Source organism: Mumia sp. zg.B17, assembly GCF_019550915.1.
GTDB lineage: Bacteria > Actinomycetota > Actinomycetes > Propionibacteriales > Nocardioidaceae > Mumia.
In genome coordinates this window covers 333,676-350,278 of record NZ_JAHWCI010000006.1, presented here as the reverse complement: position 1 = coordinate 350,278, position 16,603 = coordinate 333,676, and the positions used below count along the sequence as shown (strand labels likewise).

Below are 16,603 nucleotides of genomic sequence, written 5' to 3'. Positions count from 1 at the left end.
GCGACGTAGGGTAGGACGAGCCTTGCGGCACTGCGGCGTGATCCGAGTGTCGAGGTGACGTACGGTGGAATGAGACGGCGGGACCCTGCGTTCGACGTGGACAGCGCGCTCCATCCGGGCGGACCCGCACCAGAGACTTCGGGAGAACACATGACCGTGCAGAGCACCGACACCAGCGAGACCCTGACCGGTGTCAATCTTTCCGACGGCGCCGCCGCCAAGGTGAAGAGCCTCCTCGAGCAGGAGGGGCGCAACGATCTCGCACTCCGGATCGCGGTGCAGCCGGGCGGGTGCTCGGGTCTGCGCTACCAGCTCTTCTTCGACGAGCGCACGCTCGACGGCGACGAGACCCGTGAGTTCGACGGTGTCTCGTTGGTCGTCGACCGGATGAGCGTCCCCTACCTCCACGGCGCGACGATCGACTTCGTCGACACCATCGAGAAGCAGGGCTTCACCATCGACAACCCCAACGCGACGGGCTCCTGCGCGTGCGGAGACTCGTTCCACTGAGTCTCTGAGCCGGCCCTCCGGGGCGCTGACGTCACGACGGCCGTCCGAGTTTCTTCGGGCGGCCGTCGTCGTCGCTGCGCGGGTGTACGGTCATTCGATGCGAACTGGTACGGCTTTGAGTCGGTCAGCGGTCGCGGCTCTTCTGGGTGTGCTGCTCGCGACGGCCAGCCCCGCATACGCCGTCGGCGCACGAACGGCCCAGGAGGCCCCTGAACGCCCTCCTGGGCCGACGCGCGTCATGGTTGCCGGTGACTCCATCACACAGGGCCGCGCAGGTGACTACACCTACCGATACTGGCTCTGGCGCGGTCTTCGGTCGGTCGGGTCCACGATCGACCTCGTCGGCCCACGCCGGACCCTGGCGTACGACAAGACGAGCTATCTCGTGCCCGGTTTCGACCAGGACCACGCCGCGATGGCGGGGGCGACGACGGCTTCCCTCCTCGGTGGGGTCACCGAGGAGGTTGCGACACACCGACCTGATGTCGTCGTCCTGCTCATCGGCTTCAACGATCTGCGGATCCGTACGCCAGAGGCCGCCGCGGCGAACATCCGGACCTACGTCGAGCGGGTGCGTGCCGTCGACCCTGCGGTGGACCTGGTGATCGGCCAGGTCATGACCGGCATGAACCTCTCGACCGGCGCCCGAGACCGCGTACGAGAGACCGAGACGTTCAACGCGCTCGTCGCCGGTCTGGTGTCCGGGCTGAACACCCCGGACTCCCGCGTGACTGTCGCCCAGACAGCGCAGGGCTGGGACCCTCGGGTACACACCTGGGACGGCATCCACCCGACGCCGACGGGGCAGACGCGGCTCGCCCAGCGCGTGGCCGACGGGCTTGTCGAGATCGGCGCCCTCTCTCGGCGTCCAGCGATCGATGCGGCGGTCTCGTGGCCGGCGAGGTTCGTCGTGAGCGGGCGAGGGACTAACCGGCGGATCGACCTCTCGTGGGACAGCACCACGATCGACGGTTGGTCGAACCGACTGCGGCACCGCCTGGTCGCGCCGCGGCTCGGCGCCTGGGTGACGACCTCGTGGGCGTCCGGCCAGACTCGATCGGTGAAAGCACTGAGCGCCGGGGGGACCTACGAGGTCCAGGTGCAACCGCGGCGCGGCGCGATGATCGGCGCGTGGTCGGTGCCTATCCGGGTGCGCGCCACCGGGAGGGTCCCGCACAGGGTCCGCGGAGCGTCGGTCTCCTGGCGACGCGCTTCGCTGCGGGTGCGCTGGCGTGAGGCCGTCGTGTCGGACACCTACTCGCTGGCATACCGCACCCGCACGGCCGCCGGCTCGTGGTCGACGTGGCGCAAGGCGTCTCGCGCCGGCCACCGCGCGAAGCTGGGCGTCCCGCGCCGTGCGATCAGGGCGCAGGTCCGGATCACCGCCCGCAACGGCTACCTCACTGGGCCGGTCCGGACGCTCCGGACCACGCGCCCACGGTGACCATGCCTCGCCCTGGGCGAGGCTTCGCGACTATCGTGGGCGCGCACGCGTCCCGATTCGAGGAGCTCCGTTGAAGATCGCCGTATCCGGTTCCATCGCGAACGACCACCTGATGACCTTCAGGGGGCGCTTCTCCGACTCGCTCGTCGTCGACCAGCTCGACAAGATCTCGCTGTCCTTCCTCGTCGAGGACCTCGACGTACGCCGGGGAGGGTGCGGAGCCAACATCGCCTTCGGTCTCGCGGCGCTCGGCGAGGAGCCGGTCCTGATCGGGGCCGTGGGAGAGGACTTCGACGACTACCGCTCGTGGCTGGAGCGTCACGGTGTGGACTGCTCCGGTGTCCACGTGTCCGAGACCAAGCACACGGCACGGTTCGTCTGCACCACCGACGCCGCGCAGGCCCAGATCGCCACGTTCTACGCCGGGGCGATGGGCGAGGCCAGAGAGATCGAGCTCAAGCCGATCCATGACCGCGTGGGCGGCTGGGACATCGTCCTCATCGGTCCCGACGACCCCGAGGGCATGGTCCGCCACACCGAGGAGAGCCGTGCCCGTGGCTACCGCTTCGCCGCCGACCCGTCGCAGCAGCTCGCCTTCGCCGACGGCGCCCTGATCCGGTCGCTGATCGACGGTGCCGCCTACCTCTTCAGCAACGAGTACGAGGCCGCGCTCACGGAGAAGAAGACCGGGTGGAGCGCCGGCGAGATCCAGCAGCGGGTCGGGACCCGCGTGGTGACCCGCGGCGCAGACGGGGTCAGCGTCTACGAGGCCGACGGCTCGGTCATCGACGTCCCCGCCATCGCGGGGGTCACGCCCGTCGACCCCACTGGAGTCGGCGACGCCTTCCGGGCCGGCTTCCTCGCCGGGCTCGGCGTCGACCTCCCGCACGAGCAGTGCGCGCAGCTGGGTTGCGCCCTGGCCGCGAGCGTCGTGGAGACCACCGGCACGCAGGAGTACCGCCTTGATCGCGACAGCCTGATGGGCCGTCTGCGGACGCAGTACGGCGACGCGGCGGCCAGCATCGTAGTCGACCGTCTGCCCCGGTTCCGAGGGGACCTCTGAAGGTCAGTCCGACGGCTCTGGAGTAGGGTGCTGATGTTCGTGGTACGGACCTCAGGCGTTGCGTCAGCGGCGACGAGGACGCGCACCACGGTGTGATTCGAATCGAGCCAGAAAGGCGCCTGGTGGGTCAGGAACTCTTCGCGCGCGGCAAGCGGGCACAAGGCGAACGTCGTCGACCGGTCAGGTCGAAGACGCTCGGGCTCGGCTTCGTCGCTGCTGCGATCGTGCTGCTCAGTGGCTGTTCGCCAGACGATCCGAGCGCGTGGGGCCGCTTGGCGCTCCCGATCGGAGCCAGTGATCGTGTCGACGCCATGTTCGTCCTGTGGGTCGGCGCCTGGATCGCCTCCGCGGTCGTGCTGGTGCTCGTCCTGGGGCTGATCCTGTGGGTGATGGTCCGCTACCGTCGCCGGCCGGGCAACGAGGTGCCCTCGCAGCTCCGCTACCACCTCCCGCTGGAGGTCCTCTACACGGTGGCGCCGGTGATCGTCGTGGCGATCTTCTTCGCCGAGACCGTCACCGCCCAGAACAAGATGCTGGAGCGGGTCGAGGAGCCGGACCACACGATCACGGTCGTCGGCAGCAAGTGGCAGTTCACGTTCAACTACCTCGGTGAGGAGGCGACCGCCGGTCAAGACGTCTTCGACTACGGCGACACCTCCAACCCCACCGAGCTGTGGCTGCCCGTGGACGAGTCGGTCCAGTTCAACCTCGTCTCGCCGGACGTCATCCACTCGTTCTGGATCCCCGAGTTCTACTTCAAGATGGACGTCATCCCCGGCAAGGAGAACTCCTTCGACGTCACCCCGACGCGTGAGGGTGTCTTCACCGGTCGGTGCGCCGAGTTCTGCGGGCTCTACCACACCCGCATGATCTTCAAGGTTCACGTGGTCTCGCGTGACGAGTACGACGCCCACCTGCAGCAGCTTCAGGCGGCCGGGCAGATCGGTCAGCCCGAGGGCGGTGCCGAAGCCAGCCGGATCGCCGGGCTCGCCGAGGTGCAGAACCTAGAGACAGGAGAGTAGGAGTGACTGCAGTCGCAGAACCCCAGGCTGGGGCGACGCCTGAAGAGGTCACCCCGCCGAAGCCGTTGGGCAAGCGCGTCGTCGCCATGCTGACGACCACCGATCACAAGCAGATCGGCACGATGTACCTCGTCGCGTCGTTCGCGTTCTTCCTGATCGGCGGCATCCTCGCGCTGCTCATCCGTGCCGAGCTTGCTGTCCCCGGCACGCAGGTCGTCGACGAAGAGACCTACAACCAGCTCTTCACGATGCACGGCACGATCATGCTCCTCATGTTCGCGACGCCGTTGTTCGTCGGCTTCGCCAACTGGATCATGCCGCTCCAGATCGGTTCGCCCGACGTCGCGTTCCCGCGGCTCAACATGTTCAGCTTCTGGCTGTTCCTGTTCGGCAGCTCGGTCGCGGTCGGCGGCTTCTTCGTGCCTGGCGGCGCGGCCAGCTTCGGCTGGTTCGCCTACACGCCGCTGTCCGACTCGGTCAACTCACCGGGCATCGGCGGAGACATGTGGACCCTCGGCCTGTACATGTCCGGCCTGGGCACCATCCTCGGCGCGGTCAACTTCGTCACCACCATCTTCACGATGCGCGCCCCCGGCATGACGATGTTCCGGATGCCGATCTTCACCTGGAACGTGCTGGTCACCAGCCTCCTGGTTCTGATCGCGTTCCCGATCCTCGCCGCCGCGCTGCTCGCGCTCTTCGCCGACCGGCAGCTCGGCACCCACGTGTTCGACCCCGCGACAGGGGGGCCGGTTCTCTGGCAACACTTGTTCTGGTTCTTCGGGCATCCGGAGGTCTACATCATCGCGTTGCCGTTCTTCGGCATCGTCAGTGAGATCCTCCCCGTCTTCAGCCGCAAGCCGATCTTCGGCTACATCGGTCTGGTCGCGGCGACGCTGGCGATCGCGGCACTGTCGGTCGCGGTGTGGGCCCACCACATGTTCGTGACCGGGTCGGTCGACCTCGCGTTCTTCTCGTTCATGACGTTCCTGATCGCCGTACCGACAGGCGTGAAGTTCTTCAACTGGATCGGCACGCTATGGGGCGGATCCATCAGCTTCGACACGCCGCTGGTGTTCTCGCTCGGGTTCCTCGCCACCTTCCTCTTCGGTGGCCTGACCGGCATCATCCTGGCGTCGCCGGCGCTGGACTTCCAGCTGTCCGACACCTACTTCGTCGTCGCGCACTTCCACTACGTCGTGTTCGGTACCGTCGTCTTCGCGATGTTCGCCGGGTTCTACTACTGGTGGCCGAAGTGGACCGGGCACATGCTCAACGAGCGACTCGGCAAGATCCACTTCTGGTTGCTGTTCATCGGCTTCCACATGACGTTCCTGGTGCAGCACTGGCTCGGTGTCGAAGGCATGCCGCGTCGATACGCCGACTACTCGCCGTCCGACGGCTTCACGATGCTCAACCAGGTGTCCACGATCGGTGCGGCGGTCCTCGCGATCTCGACTCTGCCGTTCTTCTACAACGTGTGGGTCTCGCGTCACAACCCCAAGGTCGGCGTCGACGACCCGTGGGGCTGGGGCCGCTCGCTCGAGTGGGCGACCTCCTCCCCGCCGCCGCGGCACAACTTCACGTCGCTGCCTCGGATCCGGTCGGAGAGTCCTGCATTCGACCTGCATCACCCTGAGCTGTCGATGCTCGAGCATGCCGAGAACGACTTCGACAGCCCGCTCGCCGACGCCCCGAACCTCTCGGGGCACGAGGAGGCGATGCGCGAACAGGCCGACAACAAGCGTGAGGATGGTGGCAGCCGGTGAAGGCCGAGGCCTGGATCATCGCATCGATCTCCGTCTTCCTGGTGATCGTGTCACCGATCTACTGGATCGCCTCAGGCGACCCGACCGGGACGACAGCCCTGGTCATGGCCGCGCTGCTGGGTCTCCTGCTCACCTTCTTCCTGGGTGTGGTCGCCAAGCAGATCCCGGCGCGCCTCGAGGACCGCGACGACGGTGAGATCGCTGAGGGCGCAGGCGAGTACGGCTTCTACCCTCCGTGGAGCTGGTGGCCGCTGTGGGCGGCCCTGGCGATGCTGGCCATCATCCTCGGCCTGATCTTCGGCTGGTGGCTCGTCGTGATGGCGCTCCCGTTCGGAGTCATCGCCCTGGTCGGCTGGATCTACGAGTACTACCGCGGGCTCTACGCGCACTGATCCACGCGCCGGACAGACTTCGTACGGCCTCTCAAGGTAGCGATTGCTACCCTGAGAGGCCGTATGTCTGTTTCGTAGGGGGATCATGAAGAGACAAACCGGTCAGCGCGCGCTGCACGGTGGACGCCGATGGCTCGGCGTCCTCGTTGCGGGTGCTCTCATGGCGGGGTGCAGCGCCGTCGGCGGCAGCTCCGAGGGGGCAGGCGCCGAAGACGCGGAAGCCGATAACGCTGGCGACTCCAACGCCTCGTCGTCGCCGTCGCCCACGCCGGCGACCGAGGTGACCATGAACGTCGAGGAGGGTGCCCGCGCCGTCCCGGTGGACACCGCGATCACCGTGGGAGCGACCAACGGCACGATCACGGCAGTGTCGGCCTACTTCGGCAAGCGCGCGACCAAGAAGTCCTCTGTTGCCGGCGATCTGACGGCCGACGGGAGTGCCTGGACGGCCAAGGGTCTCCTCGAGCCCGGCAAGCGCTACACGGTCGCCGTCAGCACCCGTGACGAGGACGGCAACGTCGACACGACGACCCGTACCTTCCGGACCCAGTCTCTGACGCTCGACCAGCAGGCGTACGCCTCCATCTCGCCGAGGAGCGGCGCCACCGTCGGCGTGGCGATGCCGATCATCGTCCGATTCGACCTCCCGGTGTCGCGGCGGGCCGAGGTCGAGAAGCGCCTCGCAGTGACGTCTACACCGAAGGTGGAGGGCACCTGGAGCTGGATCAGCGACTCCGAGGTCCACTTCCGTCCGAAGAGATACTGGCCGGCAGGCACCACGGTCAAGGTCCACGCAGGCATCAACGGCGTCCGTACGGCCAAGGGCGTGTGGGGCCAGGAGGACCGCGACACCAGCTTCTCGGTCACCAAGCGTGCGGTGACGACGGTGGTGGACGTCGCGCGGCACAAGGCGACGGTCAGGATCAACGGCAAGGTCGCGCGGGTGATCCCGGCGACCACCGGCAAGCCCGGCTTCCAGACCCGCAACGGCACCAAGGTGATCATGGAGAAGTATCCCGTCAAGCGGATGGACGCCGCGACGACGGGCATCGCCGAAGGCTCGTCGGAGTACTACAACATCGAGAACGTCCGGTATGCGATGCGAGTGACCAACTCCGGTGAGTTCATCCACGCCGCGCCGTGGTCGGTGGGCTCACAAGGCTCGGCGAACGTGAGCCACGGGTGCACCGGCTTGAGCACGAGCAACGCCTCGTGGTTCTACGGGATCTCCCACATCGGGGACCCGGTGAAGTTCATCCGCTCCGACCGCAAGGTTCTCGAGCCGCAGAACGGCTGGACGGACTGGAACGTCTCGTACGCCCAGTTCGCGAAGGGCTCGGCCCTCTCCTGACCCCTCCGCCCCGCGGGTCACTGTCTTCGCCTCGCGGGTCAGTGTTCGTGGACTGGCGGGTCACTGTCTTCGGCCCGCGGGTCGCTGTTCGTGGGCCGAGGCGGCAGAGGATGACCCGCGAGCGGCAGAGGATGACCCGCGAGCGGCCGAGAATGACCCGTCGGCGGCAGGCAGTGACCCGCGGGCGACAGACAGTGACCCGCCGGCCGGGGTAGGGGGAAGGAGAAGGCCCCGCCCCCCGGATGGGGGAGCGGGGCCTTCTCGTGAGGCTGGACCTCAGTGCTGCTTGGGCACGCCCGTCTCGCTGACTCCGCTGAAGTCGTCCGGGAGGTCGTGCGGCGGGTACACCTCGTCGTGGAAGTGGTGTGCCGCGGCATCGACGTCGGCCTGAGTCGGCTTGTCCACGTCGTGCGCGAAGAAGAACCGCTTCGCCCACGCCCGCAGCCTTGCCTTGCGACCCTGCGGGTTGCGGACCCCGTTGCCGTCCTCGTCGACCGCTGCGGTGAGCTCGGGAACCCGAGGACGCGCGGTGAGCGCGTACGCGACGTCCCGCGGCAGCGGCGCGTGGGCCTCGGCGTACGACCCCTCGGCGGAGCGGACGATGATGCCCGTCTCGTAGCCGTGGAGCAGAGCGTCGTTGTCCTTGCGCTGCAGGCTGATGCAGATCCGCCGCGTGATGATGAACGCGATCACCGGCCCGAGGAACACCCCGATACGACAGATCCACGTGATCGTGAAGATGTCCAGGTTGAACTTCAACGCGATGATGTCGTTGCCGCCGGCGATCCAGCAGACGCCGTAGAACGTCATGCCGGCGACGCCGAACGCGGTGCGGGTCGGGGCGTTGCGCGGACGCTGGAGGAGGTGGTGCTCCTCCTTGTCGCCGGTGACCCACGACTCGAAGAACGGCCAGATCGCGAGCACCGTGAAGAGCAGGCCCATCAGGAGGACGGCCGGGATGAAGACGTTGAGCGAGAACGTCTGCGAGTACTGCTCCGGACCGACGGTGAACTCCCAGTTGGGCATGATGCGGACCGCGCCCTCGACCCAGCCCATGTACCAGTCGGGCTGCGAGCCCGCGGTCACCTCGGACGGGTTGTAGGGGCCGTACGCCCAGATCGGGTTGATCTGGATGACCGCCGCCATCAGTGTCGTGAAGCCGAAGACCACGAAGAAGAAGCCGCCCGCCTTCGCCGCGTAGACGGGGAGCATGGGGAACCCGACGACGTTCTTCTCGGTGCGTCCGGGGCCAGGCCACTGCGTGTGCTTGTGGTAGACGAGAAGCACCATGTGGGCGGCGATCAGGCCGAGGAGGAGGCCCGGCAGCAAGAAGATGTGCGCCATGTAGAGCCGCGGGATGATCAGGTCACCCGGGAACTCCCCGGCGAAGACGAAGAACTCGAGGTAGGACCCGACGACCGGGATCGACCGGATCAGTCCGTCGACGAAGCGCAGCCCGGTGCCCGACAGCAGGTCGTCCGGCAGCGAGTAACCGGCGAAGCCCTCGATCAGGCCGATCGCGAACAGGCCGATACCGATGATCCAGTTGAGCTCACGCGGCTTGCGGTACGCGCCGGTGAAGAACACACGGAGCATGTGGGCGATGATCGCCGCCATGAACAGCGCAGCAGACCAGTGGTGGATCTGCCGGACCAGCAGACCGCCGCGGATGTCGAACGAGATGTCGAGGGTCGAGGCGTAGGCCTGCGACATCTCGAGGCCACGCATCGGCTCGTACGGGCCGTCGTAGACGATCTCGGTCATGCTCGGCTGGAACCAGAAGGTCAGGAACGTCCCGGTCAGCAGCAGGACGACGAAGCTCCAGAGAGCGATCTCGCCCAGCAGGAACGACCAGTGGTCCGGGAACACCTTGCGGATGTTCTTGCGCACGAGGCCGGCGAGGCCGACGCGCTCGTCGAGCCACCCGACGGGTCCGGCGGACTTCTTGCCGAACTTGGTGTCCTGGAGCGGCGTCGTGGGAGTGCTCATGGTGTCAGTCACGGTTCTGCTCCACCTCTGGGAAGCTCGGGCCGACCGGCTCGTGGAAGTCGCTGGTCGCGATCAGATAACCGTCCTGGTCCACCGCGAGCGGGAGCTGGGGGAGCGGGCGGTGTCCGGGGCCGAAGATGACCTTGCCGCCGTCAGCGAGGTCGTAGGTGGTCTGGTGGCACGGGCAGAGCAGGTGGTGGGTCTGCTGCTCCCAGAGGGAGATCGGGCAGCCGACGTGCGTGCAGATCTTGGAGTAGACCATGATGCCGTCCACGTCCCAGTTGGCCTGGCCCTTGCGCGGCTTGATGTCGTCGGGCCGGATCCGGACCGCGATCACGGACGCCTTGGCCTTGGCCTGCAGGAGGTCCGTGCCGTGGAACAGCGCGTGGCCGTGGCTGTCGGTCTCGAACAGGATCGCGGGCTGGGCGTTGACGAGCTGGCCGACCTCGATGTCACCCGGACGCAGCGGGATGCCCGAGACGTCGTTGACGACCCGCATGCCGCGTCGCCAGACCGTCTTGAACAGCTTGTCGCCCGGCAGAGGGCCGAGGTCGCGCAGCATGATGATGGCCGGCAGACCGAGGAAGGCCACGGCGCCGATGAGGGAGTTGCGGATCAGCGGCCGGCGACCGAAGCCCGACTCGGACACGCCCTGGCCGACGGCGACGAGCGCCGCCTCGCGGTCCTCGTCCGACGAGCGCGCCGGGTGGCGCATCTCGATGATCTCCTGGTCGAACATCAGCTTCTTGGCCCACTGGATGGCCCCGATGCCGATGAGGAACAGCGCCAGGCCGAGGGTGAGCCCGAGGGCGAGGTTCAGCGAGAACCAGCCGAAGACCTCCGCGTCCCTGGGGATCGTGAAGTAGGCGACGCAGAAGGCCAGGGCGAGCACGATGGCGGCGGTGAACATCCCGGCGACCTGACGCTCGGCGCGCTTGGCCAGCTTGGGATCCACGTCGGTGGGACGCGGGAGATGCTCGGGCAGCCCCGGGTTCTCGATCGGCTCGGCAGGCTCGATGTCGTTGCGCGCCGGGACGGCGACGTCGTCAGTCGGCTGCTCGTCGTGCGATTCGGGGCTCATGACCTCTTCTTCTTCACCCGGGCGCCGTGCGCTGCCAGCCAGACGCTGACGGCGACGAGACCGCCGATTCCGATGATCCAGGCGAACATGCCGTCCACGACGGGGCCGAGGCCACCGCCACCGAAGCCGCCCTGGGGCTGCGACTCGACGGACTTGATGTAGCCGATGATGGCGCGCTTGTCCTCAGGCGTGACGACGTCGTCGCTGAACACCGGCATCTGCTGCGGGCCGGTCTGCATGGCCTCGTAGATGTGCTTCGCGCTCACGCCCCGCAGGGAGGGGGCGTAGCGGCCGCTGGGCAGGGCGCCGCCGGCGCCGACGGAGTTGTGGCACGCGGTGCAGTTCGTACGGAAGAACTCACCGCCGCGGGTCAGCTCCTCCTCAGAGAGGTCGGAGACGTCGGTGTATTCCTCGTCAGGGACCGCAGGGCCGGGGGCGAGGCTGGCGACGTATGCGGCGAGCGCGTCGGTCTCCTCCTCGTCGTAGACAGGATCCTTGCGGGGTGCCTGGGGCGCGGTCTGAGCCAGCGGCATACGACCGGTGGACACCTGGAAGTCGACCGACGCCGCGCCGACCCCGATCAGCGAGGGGCCGAAGTTGCCGCCGCTCTTGGTCATGACGCCCTCGGCGTTCATGCCGTGGCAGCTGGCGCAGCCGACGAGGAACAGCTCGCGGCCCTGCTCCACCTTGGCGGTGTCACTCGCCGTGTCGGCGTCGGCCTTCCCCGGAGCGAGGGAGGCGTACAGCGCTCCCGCGACGAGCAGTCCGAAGAGCAGCACCGCGTAACCCGCGAGAGGGTGCCTTCGGTGGGTGGACAAGAACCGCACGGAGTGAACCTCGTTCCCCTTGCCAGGGACGCCCCCGGCAGGGGCGTCTCCTTCGATTAAACCTTGATTCAGATCTTCTGGTAGAGAATTCGTCGCCGGAGCCGTCGAGGACGGGTCGAGGACGGGGCCCCTACTGCAGGGCGTAGATGGTCAGGAAGAGCCCGACCCACACGATGTCGACGAAGTGCCAGTAGTAGGACACGACGATTGCGGAGATCGCCTGCTCGTGGGTGAATCGACGCGCCATGAAGGTACGGCCGATCACGAGGAGGAAGGCGATGAGACCGCCGATGACGTGCAGACCGTGGAAGCCGGTGGCGAGGTAGAAGACCGAGCCGTAGCCCGACGACGAGAGCGTGACGTTCTCGTGGATCAGCTCGACGTACTCGGTGGCCTGGCCGGCGACGAAGACGGCGCCCATCACGTAGGTGAGGGCGAACCACTCGCGCAGACCCCACTGGCCGATCTGCCAGATGCGTCCGCTGCGGCCGACCTTGCCCTTCTCGGCGGCGAAGACGCCCCACTGGCAGGTGACCGAGGACAGCACGAGGATGGTCGTGTTGACCGTGGCGAACGGGACGTTGAGCTTGGCCGTCTCCGCCGCCCACAGCTCCGGGCTCACCGCACGGATGGTGAAGTACGCGGCGAAGAGGGCCGCGAAGAACATCAGCTCGCTCGACAGCCAGACCACGGTCCCGACCGTCACTTGCGAGGGTCGGTTGGGTTGCCCGTGCAGGCGGGATGCTGGGATCACAGATGTCGTCGCCACGGGTGTCATTATTAACCCCCGACCTGTGCGAGGCATCCCCGGCCCCTGCCTCACGCCCTCGCGAGTCGCTACGATCGCGCTGTGACCGATCCCAGCACTGATGTCGCATCCGAACGTCAACTCCCGTTGCGCGTCCTCGTCTACTCCGACGACGGTGACACCCGCACGCAGGTGACGACCGCCCTCGGCCGTCGGATCCACCCCGACCTGCCGCCCGTCGAGTACGTCGAGTGCGCGACGCTCCCGGTGGTGCTCCAGCACATGGACGCCGGTGGCATCGCCCTGGCGATCCTCGACGGCGAGGCGACGCCGGCGGGTGGCATGGGCGTCGCGCGCCAGCTGAAGGACGAGATCTTCCAGTGCCCGCCGCTCCTGGTGCTGACCGCGCGGGACCAGGACGTCTGGCTCGCGACCTGGTCGCGCGCCGACGGCATCGCGAGCCACCCGATCGACCCGCTCAAGCTCGCGAACGCCGTCCTCGGCCTCATCGCCCCCGCGGCGACCACGGCCTCCGCATGACGGTCGCGACCCGCTGGCCGGAGGTCCTCGGCGGGCTCGTGGCAGGCGAGGACCTCACGGCAGAGCAGACGGCGTGGGCGATGGAGGAGATCCTCTCCGGCAACGCCACGGCCGCGCAGATCGCCGGCTTCGCCGTGGCGCTGAGGGCGAAGGGTGAGACCGTCGCCGAGGTCGAGGGACTCGCGGCGACCATGCTTGAGCACGCGAGGCTGATCGAGGTCGAGGGCCGGACCGTCGACATCGTCGGGACCGGAGGTGACCGCGCCAAGACCGTCAACATCTCGACGATGTCGGCGGTGACCATGCGCGGTGCCGGTGCGTTGGTGGTCAAGCACGGCAACCGCGCTGCGTCGAGCGCCAGCGGGGCGGCCGACGTCCTCGAGGAGCTCGGGGTCCGGCTGGACCTGACGCCCCAGCGCGTGGCGTCGCTCGCGGGTGAGGTGGGGATCACCTTCTGCTTCGCCCCCGTCTTCCACTCGTCGTTCCGCTTCACCGCGGCGCCGCGGAAGGAGCTCGGCATCCCGACCGCCTTCAACTTCCTCGGGCCGCTCACCAACCCCTCGAAGCCCGCCGCGATGGCGGTGGGTGTCGCCGACGCGAGGATGGCGAGCGTCGTCGCCGGCGTCTTCGCGCGGCGCGGGCTCGATGCGCTCGTTTTCCGTGGCGACGACGGCCTCGACGAGATCACGACGACGACGACCTCGCGGGTGTGGGTCGTGTCGGGTCCGGACGGTCAGAAGTCCGTGGCGGAGCACACCTTCGACCCCACCGAGGTCGGGATCGCGCCGTCTCCCCCCGAGGCGCTGCGCGGAGGCGACCCGGCCTTCAACGCCGACGTCTTCCGACGTGTGGTCGCGGGCGAGCAGGGGCCCGTCCGCGACGCGGTCGTGCTCAACGCCGCCGCGGGGCTGGCGGCGTACGAGGGAGGCGAGGACGACCTCGTGACCCGGATGGAGCGCAACGTCGCTCGCGCCCGTGAGGCGCTCGACTCCGGGGCGGCCCGCGAGGCGCTCGCGGTGTGGGCCGACGCGTCGCAGCGCGAGAGCTGACCGACGCGGGGCGCGGTCAGCGGCGCACGATCACTCGAAGTCGCCACCGATGCTGAAGGCTGCCTCGAGGTCGTGCTGGGAGTAGGTGCGGAACGCGATGTGCGTCTCGGTCGACCGCACTCCCGGGACCTTGTTGACGCGGTCGGCGACCACGTCGGCGATCTCCTCGGTGCGCCGCACCCGGACGAGCGCGATCAGGTCGATGTGTCCGGTGACGGAGTAGACCTCGCTCACGCCGTCGAGCGCGGCGAGCTCCTCGGCGACCTCCGGGATGCGGTCGACCTCGGCGTTGATGAACACGATCGCGGTGATCACGGGTCCTCCTGCGGACGAGTCGGCGTACGGGCTGCAGCCTACTCGTCAGCGGCGTGGGCGGTGCTCGGTCCGCCAGCCCTCGCCTCGCGCCTCGTCGAAGGGCGCAGCGGCCGCACGTGATCGCTCGGCAGCCTCGACGATGGGCAGGTGCCGACCGGCGCCGCGTACCGGGCTGGCCCACTCGCCGTCGAGGTCGACGAGGCGGACCCCGTCGGACTCCAGCCAGCGCAGGACCAGCTCGGACTCGGCCGCGGTGGCAGCCGGTGTCTCGTCGGGCACGATCGTCTCGGCGGTCGACCGGAGCGCCTCCACCCACGGACCGGACGGCGTCGAGGCTGGCATCACCCCGGAGGCGACCAGACGTCCGTGGCGTACGACGTGGACCTCCCACTCCCGCCACTGCGGGTCGAGGGGGCGTGCTGCGACCACCTCGGCGCACGAGAGCAGCGCGGCGAGCCGCTGGCTGCGGTGGGTGGCACGGACGAGCGCGACGAGCCGGTCTCGCTCATGGGCGGCGTCCTCGAAGCGTCCCTGCCCCGAGAGCGTGCGCATGCGGTCGGTCGAGGCGTCGACCACCACGGTGGGGTCGAGCGTGAGAGCCGTCCGGACGCGGTCGACCTCGGCCGCGTACGTCTCGGGGGTGGCGGTGCCGTCGCAGGGTGCGAGGCAGCTGCCCATCTCGGCGAGGGCGCACGCGCTGCGTGACGGACGGCGCGGGAGCCGTCCGGAGCACTGGCGGATGCGGAACGCCTCGTAGAGCGTCGCCGCGACACGCTCGGCGGACGAGCGGCGCGTGAAGGGACCGAGGTAGTTGGCGTCATCGTCGGTCTTGCGGACGAACGAGAGGCGGGGCCACGGCTCTCGGGTGAGCTTGATCCAGGTCGCACGCTCGGGGTGTCGGGACCTGCGGTTGTAGGGCGGCTTGTGGTGTGCGATCAACCGCAGCTCGCGCACCTGCGCCTCGAGGGCCGTCGCACACGTGATGCCCTCGACGCGGGTCGCCAGCGCCACCATCTCGCCCATCCGCGTGCGGGTCTCGCTGGAGGTGAAGTAGGAGCGGACCCGCGCACGGAGGTCCTTGGAGGTCCCGACGTACAGGACGTTCTCGTGACGGTCGCGGAAGAGGTAGACGCCGGGGAGGTGGGGGAGGTGGTCGGCGAGCCGGCTCTTCTTGCGCTGGGCGGGACTGACCCGGGAGCTGAAGGTGGCGAGCTCCTCCATCGTCGACACCCCCATGGTGCCCAGGCGCTCGAGGAGCGCGTGGAGGACGTCGACCGTCGCGCGGGCGTCGGCGAGGGCGCGGTGGTTGGGGGTGGTGGCGGCGTGGAAGTGGCGCGCGAGCGTGCTCAGCTTGCAGTTGGGGACCTCGTCGCGCAGCAGGACGCGACGGGCGATGCGGGCGGTGTCGAGCGTCTCGAAGCCGGGCCAGGCCAGCCCGAGGTGCTGGGTGAAGTGCTTGAGGAAGCCGACGTCGAAGGGAGCGTTGTGCGCGACGAGCACGGTGCCCCGGGCGAACTCCAGGAACGACGGCAGCGCCTCGCCGATCCTCGGGGCGGCCACGACCATCGCGTCGGTGATGCCGGTGAGGACCGTGATGAACGTCGGGATCGGACCCTCGGGGTCGACGAGGGTCTGGAACTCACCCAGGACCTCGCCGCCGCGGACCTTGACCGCACCGATCTCGGTGATCATGGAGCCGGCGGCCGCCGAGCCGCCCGTCGTCTCGAGGTCGACGACGCAGAACGTGATGCCCGACAGGTCTCGACCCAGCTCGTCGAGAGTCCCTTGGACCGCGGTGCCCTCGACCGCGGGAACCGGGACGGTCGGCGGGGGAGCGGTTTCGGGGGCGAGGGTCATGGGAACGACGGTAGGTGCGTCCGCTGACATGTCCGGCCGTCGGGGCGTACGGCGTGTCGCACGACGGGTTTGTGTCAGAGCGGCTGCGTAGCGTCCAGGGCATGGACGAATCCCGCGTGCTCCATCAGCAGCCGGGCCCGGCGACGGGTCACGGCGAGCTTCTGACCATCGACTGCGGTCGCTGCCTCGCCCGGCCCCAGGCATGCGGCGACTGCGTGGTGACCGCGCTGCTCGGTGCCCCCGACGAGGGCGTCAGCATCGACGCCGACGAGGGTGCCGCGCTCCAGGCGCTGAGCGCCGCCGGCCTCGTGTCTCCGCTCCGCCTCGTGACCCAGACCGACAGCGAGACCATCGACGACGTGTGAGCTTTCTCACCCAACCACCGCCGCCCGCGAGAGAGATCTGACTTTCCCACTGCTTCACGTTGATTCCCCACCCCGTTGGCGCATAGGGTGAGGCTCGCGTGTCTGAGGAGTTCTCTACCCCGGAGGGCGCAGGCACGCCGCCTAGTTCGGCCGAGATCCCCCGATCGACGCTGGAGCCGGGGACCCACGTTCCTGGGGTGAATCCGTCCGCTCGGACGGTAGGGCACGTTCTTGGCCCGAACCCGTCAGCTCACCCGGTAGGCGTCGAGAACGTGAAGGAG

Annotated in this window: 16 protein-coding genes and 1 riboswitch; of the genes, 10 read left to right on the top strand and 6 right to left on the bottom strand. The window is 68.5% G+C overall.

Annotation, left to right across the window (positions count from 1 at the left end; translation table 11 throughout):
* The first annotated feature begins 150 nt into the window (after positions 1–150).
* From erpA to KV097_RS10070, 7 genes are all read left to right on the top strand, one after another.
* On the top strand, positions 151–510 hold the full coding sequence (gene erpA / locus KV097_RS10100; RefSeq protein ID WP_220344334.1) for an iron-sulfur cluster insertion protein ErpA: 360 nt from the start codon (positions 151–153) through the stop codon (positions 508–510).
* Positions 511–607: 97 nt separating this feature from the next.
* Positions 608–1,954, top strand: coding sequence for a GDSL-type esterase/lipase family protein (locus tag KV097_RS10095; RefSeq protein ID WP_220365791.1), 1,347 nt, complete (start codon positions 608–610; stop codon positions 1,952–1,954).
* 70 nt (positions 1,955–2,024) lie between these two features.
* Entirely contained in the window at positions 2,025–3,017 is a 993-nt protein-coding gene (locus tag KV097_RS10090; RefSeq protein WP_220344336.1) for a carbohydrate kinase family protein, read from the top strand.
* Between the two features lie 122 nt (positions 3,018–3,139).
* The gene (gene coxB, locus KV097_RS10085) at positions 3,140–4,039 is read left to right on the top strand and encodes a cytochrome c oxidase subunit II (RefSeq protein ID WP_301022359.1); all 900 of its coding nucleotides are present in this window, start codon (positions 3,140–3,142) and stop codon (positions 4,037–4,039) included.
* 86 nt (positions 4,040–4,125) lie between these two features.
* Entirely contained in the window at positions 4,126–5,808 is a 1,683-nt protein-coding gene (ctaD, locus tag KV097_RS10080) for a cytochrome c oxidase subunit I (RefSeq protein WP_220344731.1), read from the top strand.
* A complete protein-coding gene (locus tag KV097_RS10075) occupies positions 5,805–6,200 on the top strand; it encodes a cytochrome c oxidase subunit 4 (protein WP_220344337.1) in 396 nt (131 codons plus the stop codon). The genes ctaD and KV097_RS10075 overlap by 4 nt, the downstream gene beginning before the upstream one ends.
* 85 nt (positions 6,201–6,285) lie before the next feature.
* A complete protein-coding gene (locus tag KV097_RS10070) occupies positions 6,286–7,551 on the top strand; it encodes an Ig-like domain-containing protein (RefSeq protein WP_220347024.1) in 1,266 nt (421 codons plus the stop codon).
* 276 nt (positions 7,552–7,827) lie between these two features.
* Here the strand turns inward: KV097_RS10070 and KV097_RS10065 are convergent, their stop codons facing one another.
* The 4 genes from KV097_RS10065 to KV097_RS10050 form a co-directional block, all read right to left on the bottom strand.
* Positions 7,828–9,540 carry a cytochrome bc complex cytochrome b subunit gene (locus KV097_RS10065; RefSeq protein WP_220347025.1) on the bottom strand — a complete coding sequence of 571 codons (1,713 nt, stop codon included), beginning with the start codon at positions 9,538–9,540 and terminating at the stop codon, positions 7,828–7,830.
* Between the two features lie 4 nt (positions 9,541–9,544).
* Complete coding sequence (locus KV097_RS10060) at positions 9,545–10,621, bottom strand: ubiquinol-cytochrome c reductase iron-sulfur subunit (RefSeq protein ID WP_220344340.1); 1,077 nt, start codon at positions 10,619–10,621, stop codon at positions 9,545–9,547.
* Positions 10,618–11,448 carry a c-type cytochrome gene (locus tag KV097_RS10055; RefSeq protein WP_220344341.1) on the bottom strand — a complete coding sequence of 277 codons (831 nt, stop codon included), beginning with the start codon at positions 11,446–11,448 and terminating at the stop codon, positions 10,618–10,620. The genes KV097_RS10060 and KV097_RS10055 overlap by 4 nt, the downstream gene beginning before the upstream one ends.
* A 130-nt stretch (positions 11,449–11,578) precedes the next feature.
* Positions 11,579–12,226, bottom strand: a complete 648-nt coding sequence (locus tag KV097_RS10050; RefSeq protein ID WP_220344732.1) for a heme-copper oxidase subunit III — start codon at positions 12,224–12,226, stop codon at positions 11,579–11,581.
* A 72-nt stretch (positions 12,227–12,298) separates the two neighbouring features.
* Here KV097_RS10050 and KV097_RS10045 point away from each other — a divergent pair, with 72 nt between their 5' ends.
* Together KV097_RS10045 and trpD are read left to right on the top strand one after the other, a co-directional pair.
* On the top strand, positions 12,299–12,736 hold the full coding sequence (locus KV097_RS10045) for a hypothetical protein (RefSeq protein WP_220344342.1): 438 nt from the start codon (positions 12,299–12,301) through the stop codon (positions 12,734–12,736).
* Entirely contained in the window at positions 12,733–13,785 is a 1,053-nt protein-coding gene (gene trpD / locus KV097_RS10040; RefSeq protein WP_220365790.1) for an anthranilate phosphoribosyltransferase, read from the top strand. Before KV097_RS10045 ends, trpD begins: the two co-directional genes overlap by 4 nt.
* Positions 13,786–13,815: 30 nt before the next feature.
* Here the strand turns inward: trpD and KV097_RS10035 are convergent, their stop codons facing one another.
* Positions 13,816–14,100, bottom strand: a complete 285-nt coding sequence (locus KV097_RS10035; RefSeq protein WP_220365789.1) for an Lrp/AsnC family transcriptional regulator — start codon at positions 14,098–14,100, stop codon at positions 13,816–13,818.
* Between the two features lie 45 nt (positions 14,101–14,145).
* Positions 14,146–15,957, bottom strand: coding sequence for a DEDD exonuclease domain-containing protein (locus tag KV097_RS10030; RefSeq protein WP_220365788.1), 1,812 nt, complete (start codon positions 15,955–15,957; stop codon positions 14,146–14,148).
* A gap of 101 nt (positions 15,958–16,058) precedes the next feature.
* On the opposite strand from KV097_RS10030, the gene KV097_RS10025 reads away from it, so the two are divergent.
* Positions 16,059–16,322: a hypothetical protein gene (locus KV097_RS10025; protein ID WP_255559404.1), complete on the top strand. Its 264-nt coding sequence runs from the start codon at positions 16,059–16,061 to the stop codon at positions 16,320–16,322.
* Between the two features lie 138 nt (positions 16,323–16,460).
* Positions 16,461–16,602: riboswitch (cyclic di-AMP (ydaO/yuaA leader) on the top strand.
* Position 16,603 lies beyond the last annotated feature (1 nt).

Coding starts and splice junctions, on each gene's coding strand:
- erpA (WP_220344334.1), top strand. CDS start 151: ATGACCGTGCAGAGCACCGACACCAGCGAGACCCTGACCGGTGTCAAT.
- KV097_RS10095 (WP_220365791.1), top strand. CDS start 608: ATGCGAACTGGTACGGCTTTGAGTCGGTCAGCGGTCGCGGCTCTTCTG.
- ctaD (WP_220344731.1), top strand. CDS start 4,126: ATGCTGACGACCACCGATCACAAGCAGATCGGCACGATGTACCTCGTC.
- KV097_RS10070 (WP_220347024.1), top strand. CDS start 6,286: ATGAAGAGACAAACCGGTCAGCGCGCGCTGCACGGTGGACGCCGATGG.
- KV097_RS10065 (WP_220347025.1), bottom strand. CDS start 9,540: ATGAGCACTCCCACGACGCCGCTCCAGGACACCAAGTTCGGCAAGAAG.
- KV097_RS10060 (WP_220344340.1), bottom strand. CDS start 10,621: ATGAGCCCCGAATCGCACGACGAGCAGCCGACTGACGACGTCGCCGTC.
- KV097_RS10050 (WP_220344732.1), bottom strand. CDS start 12,226: ATGACACCCGTGGCGACGACATCTGTGATCCCAGCATCCCGCCTGCAC.
- trpD (WP_220365790.1), top strand. CDS start 12,733: ATGACGGTCGCGACCCGCTGGCCGGAGGTCCTCGGCGGGCTCGTGGCA.
- KV097_RS10030 (WP_220365788.1), bottom strand. CDS start 15,957: ATGACCCTCGCCCCCGAAACCGCTCCCCCGCCGACCGTCCCGGTTCCC.
- KV097_RS10025 (WP_255559404.1), top strand. CDS start 16,059: ATGGACGAATCCCGCGTGCTCCATCAGCAGCCGGGCCCGGCGACGGGT.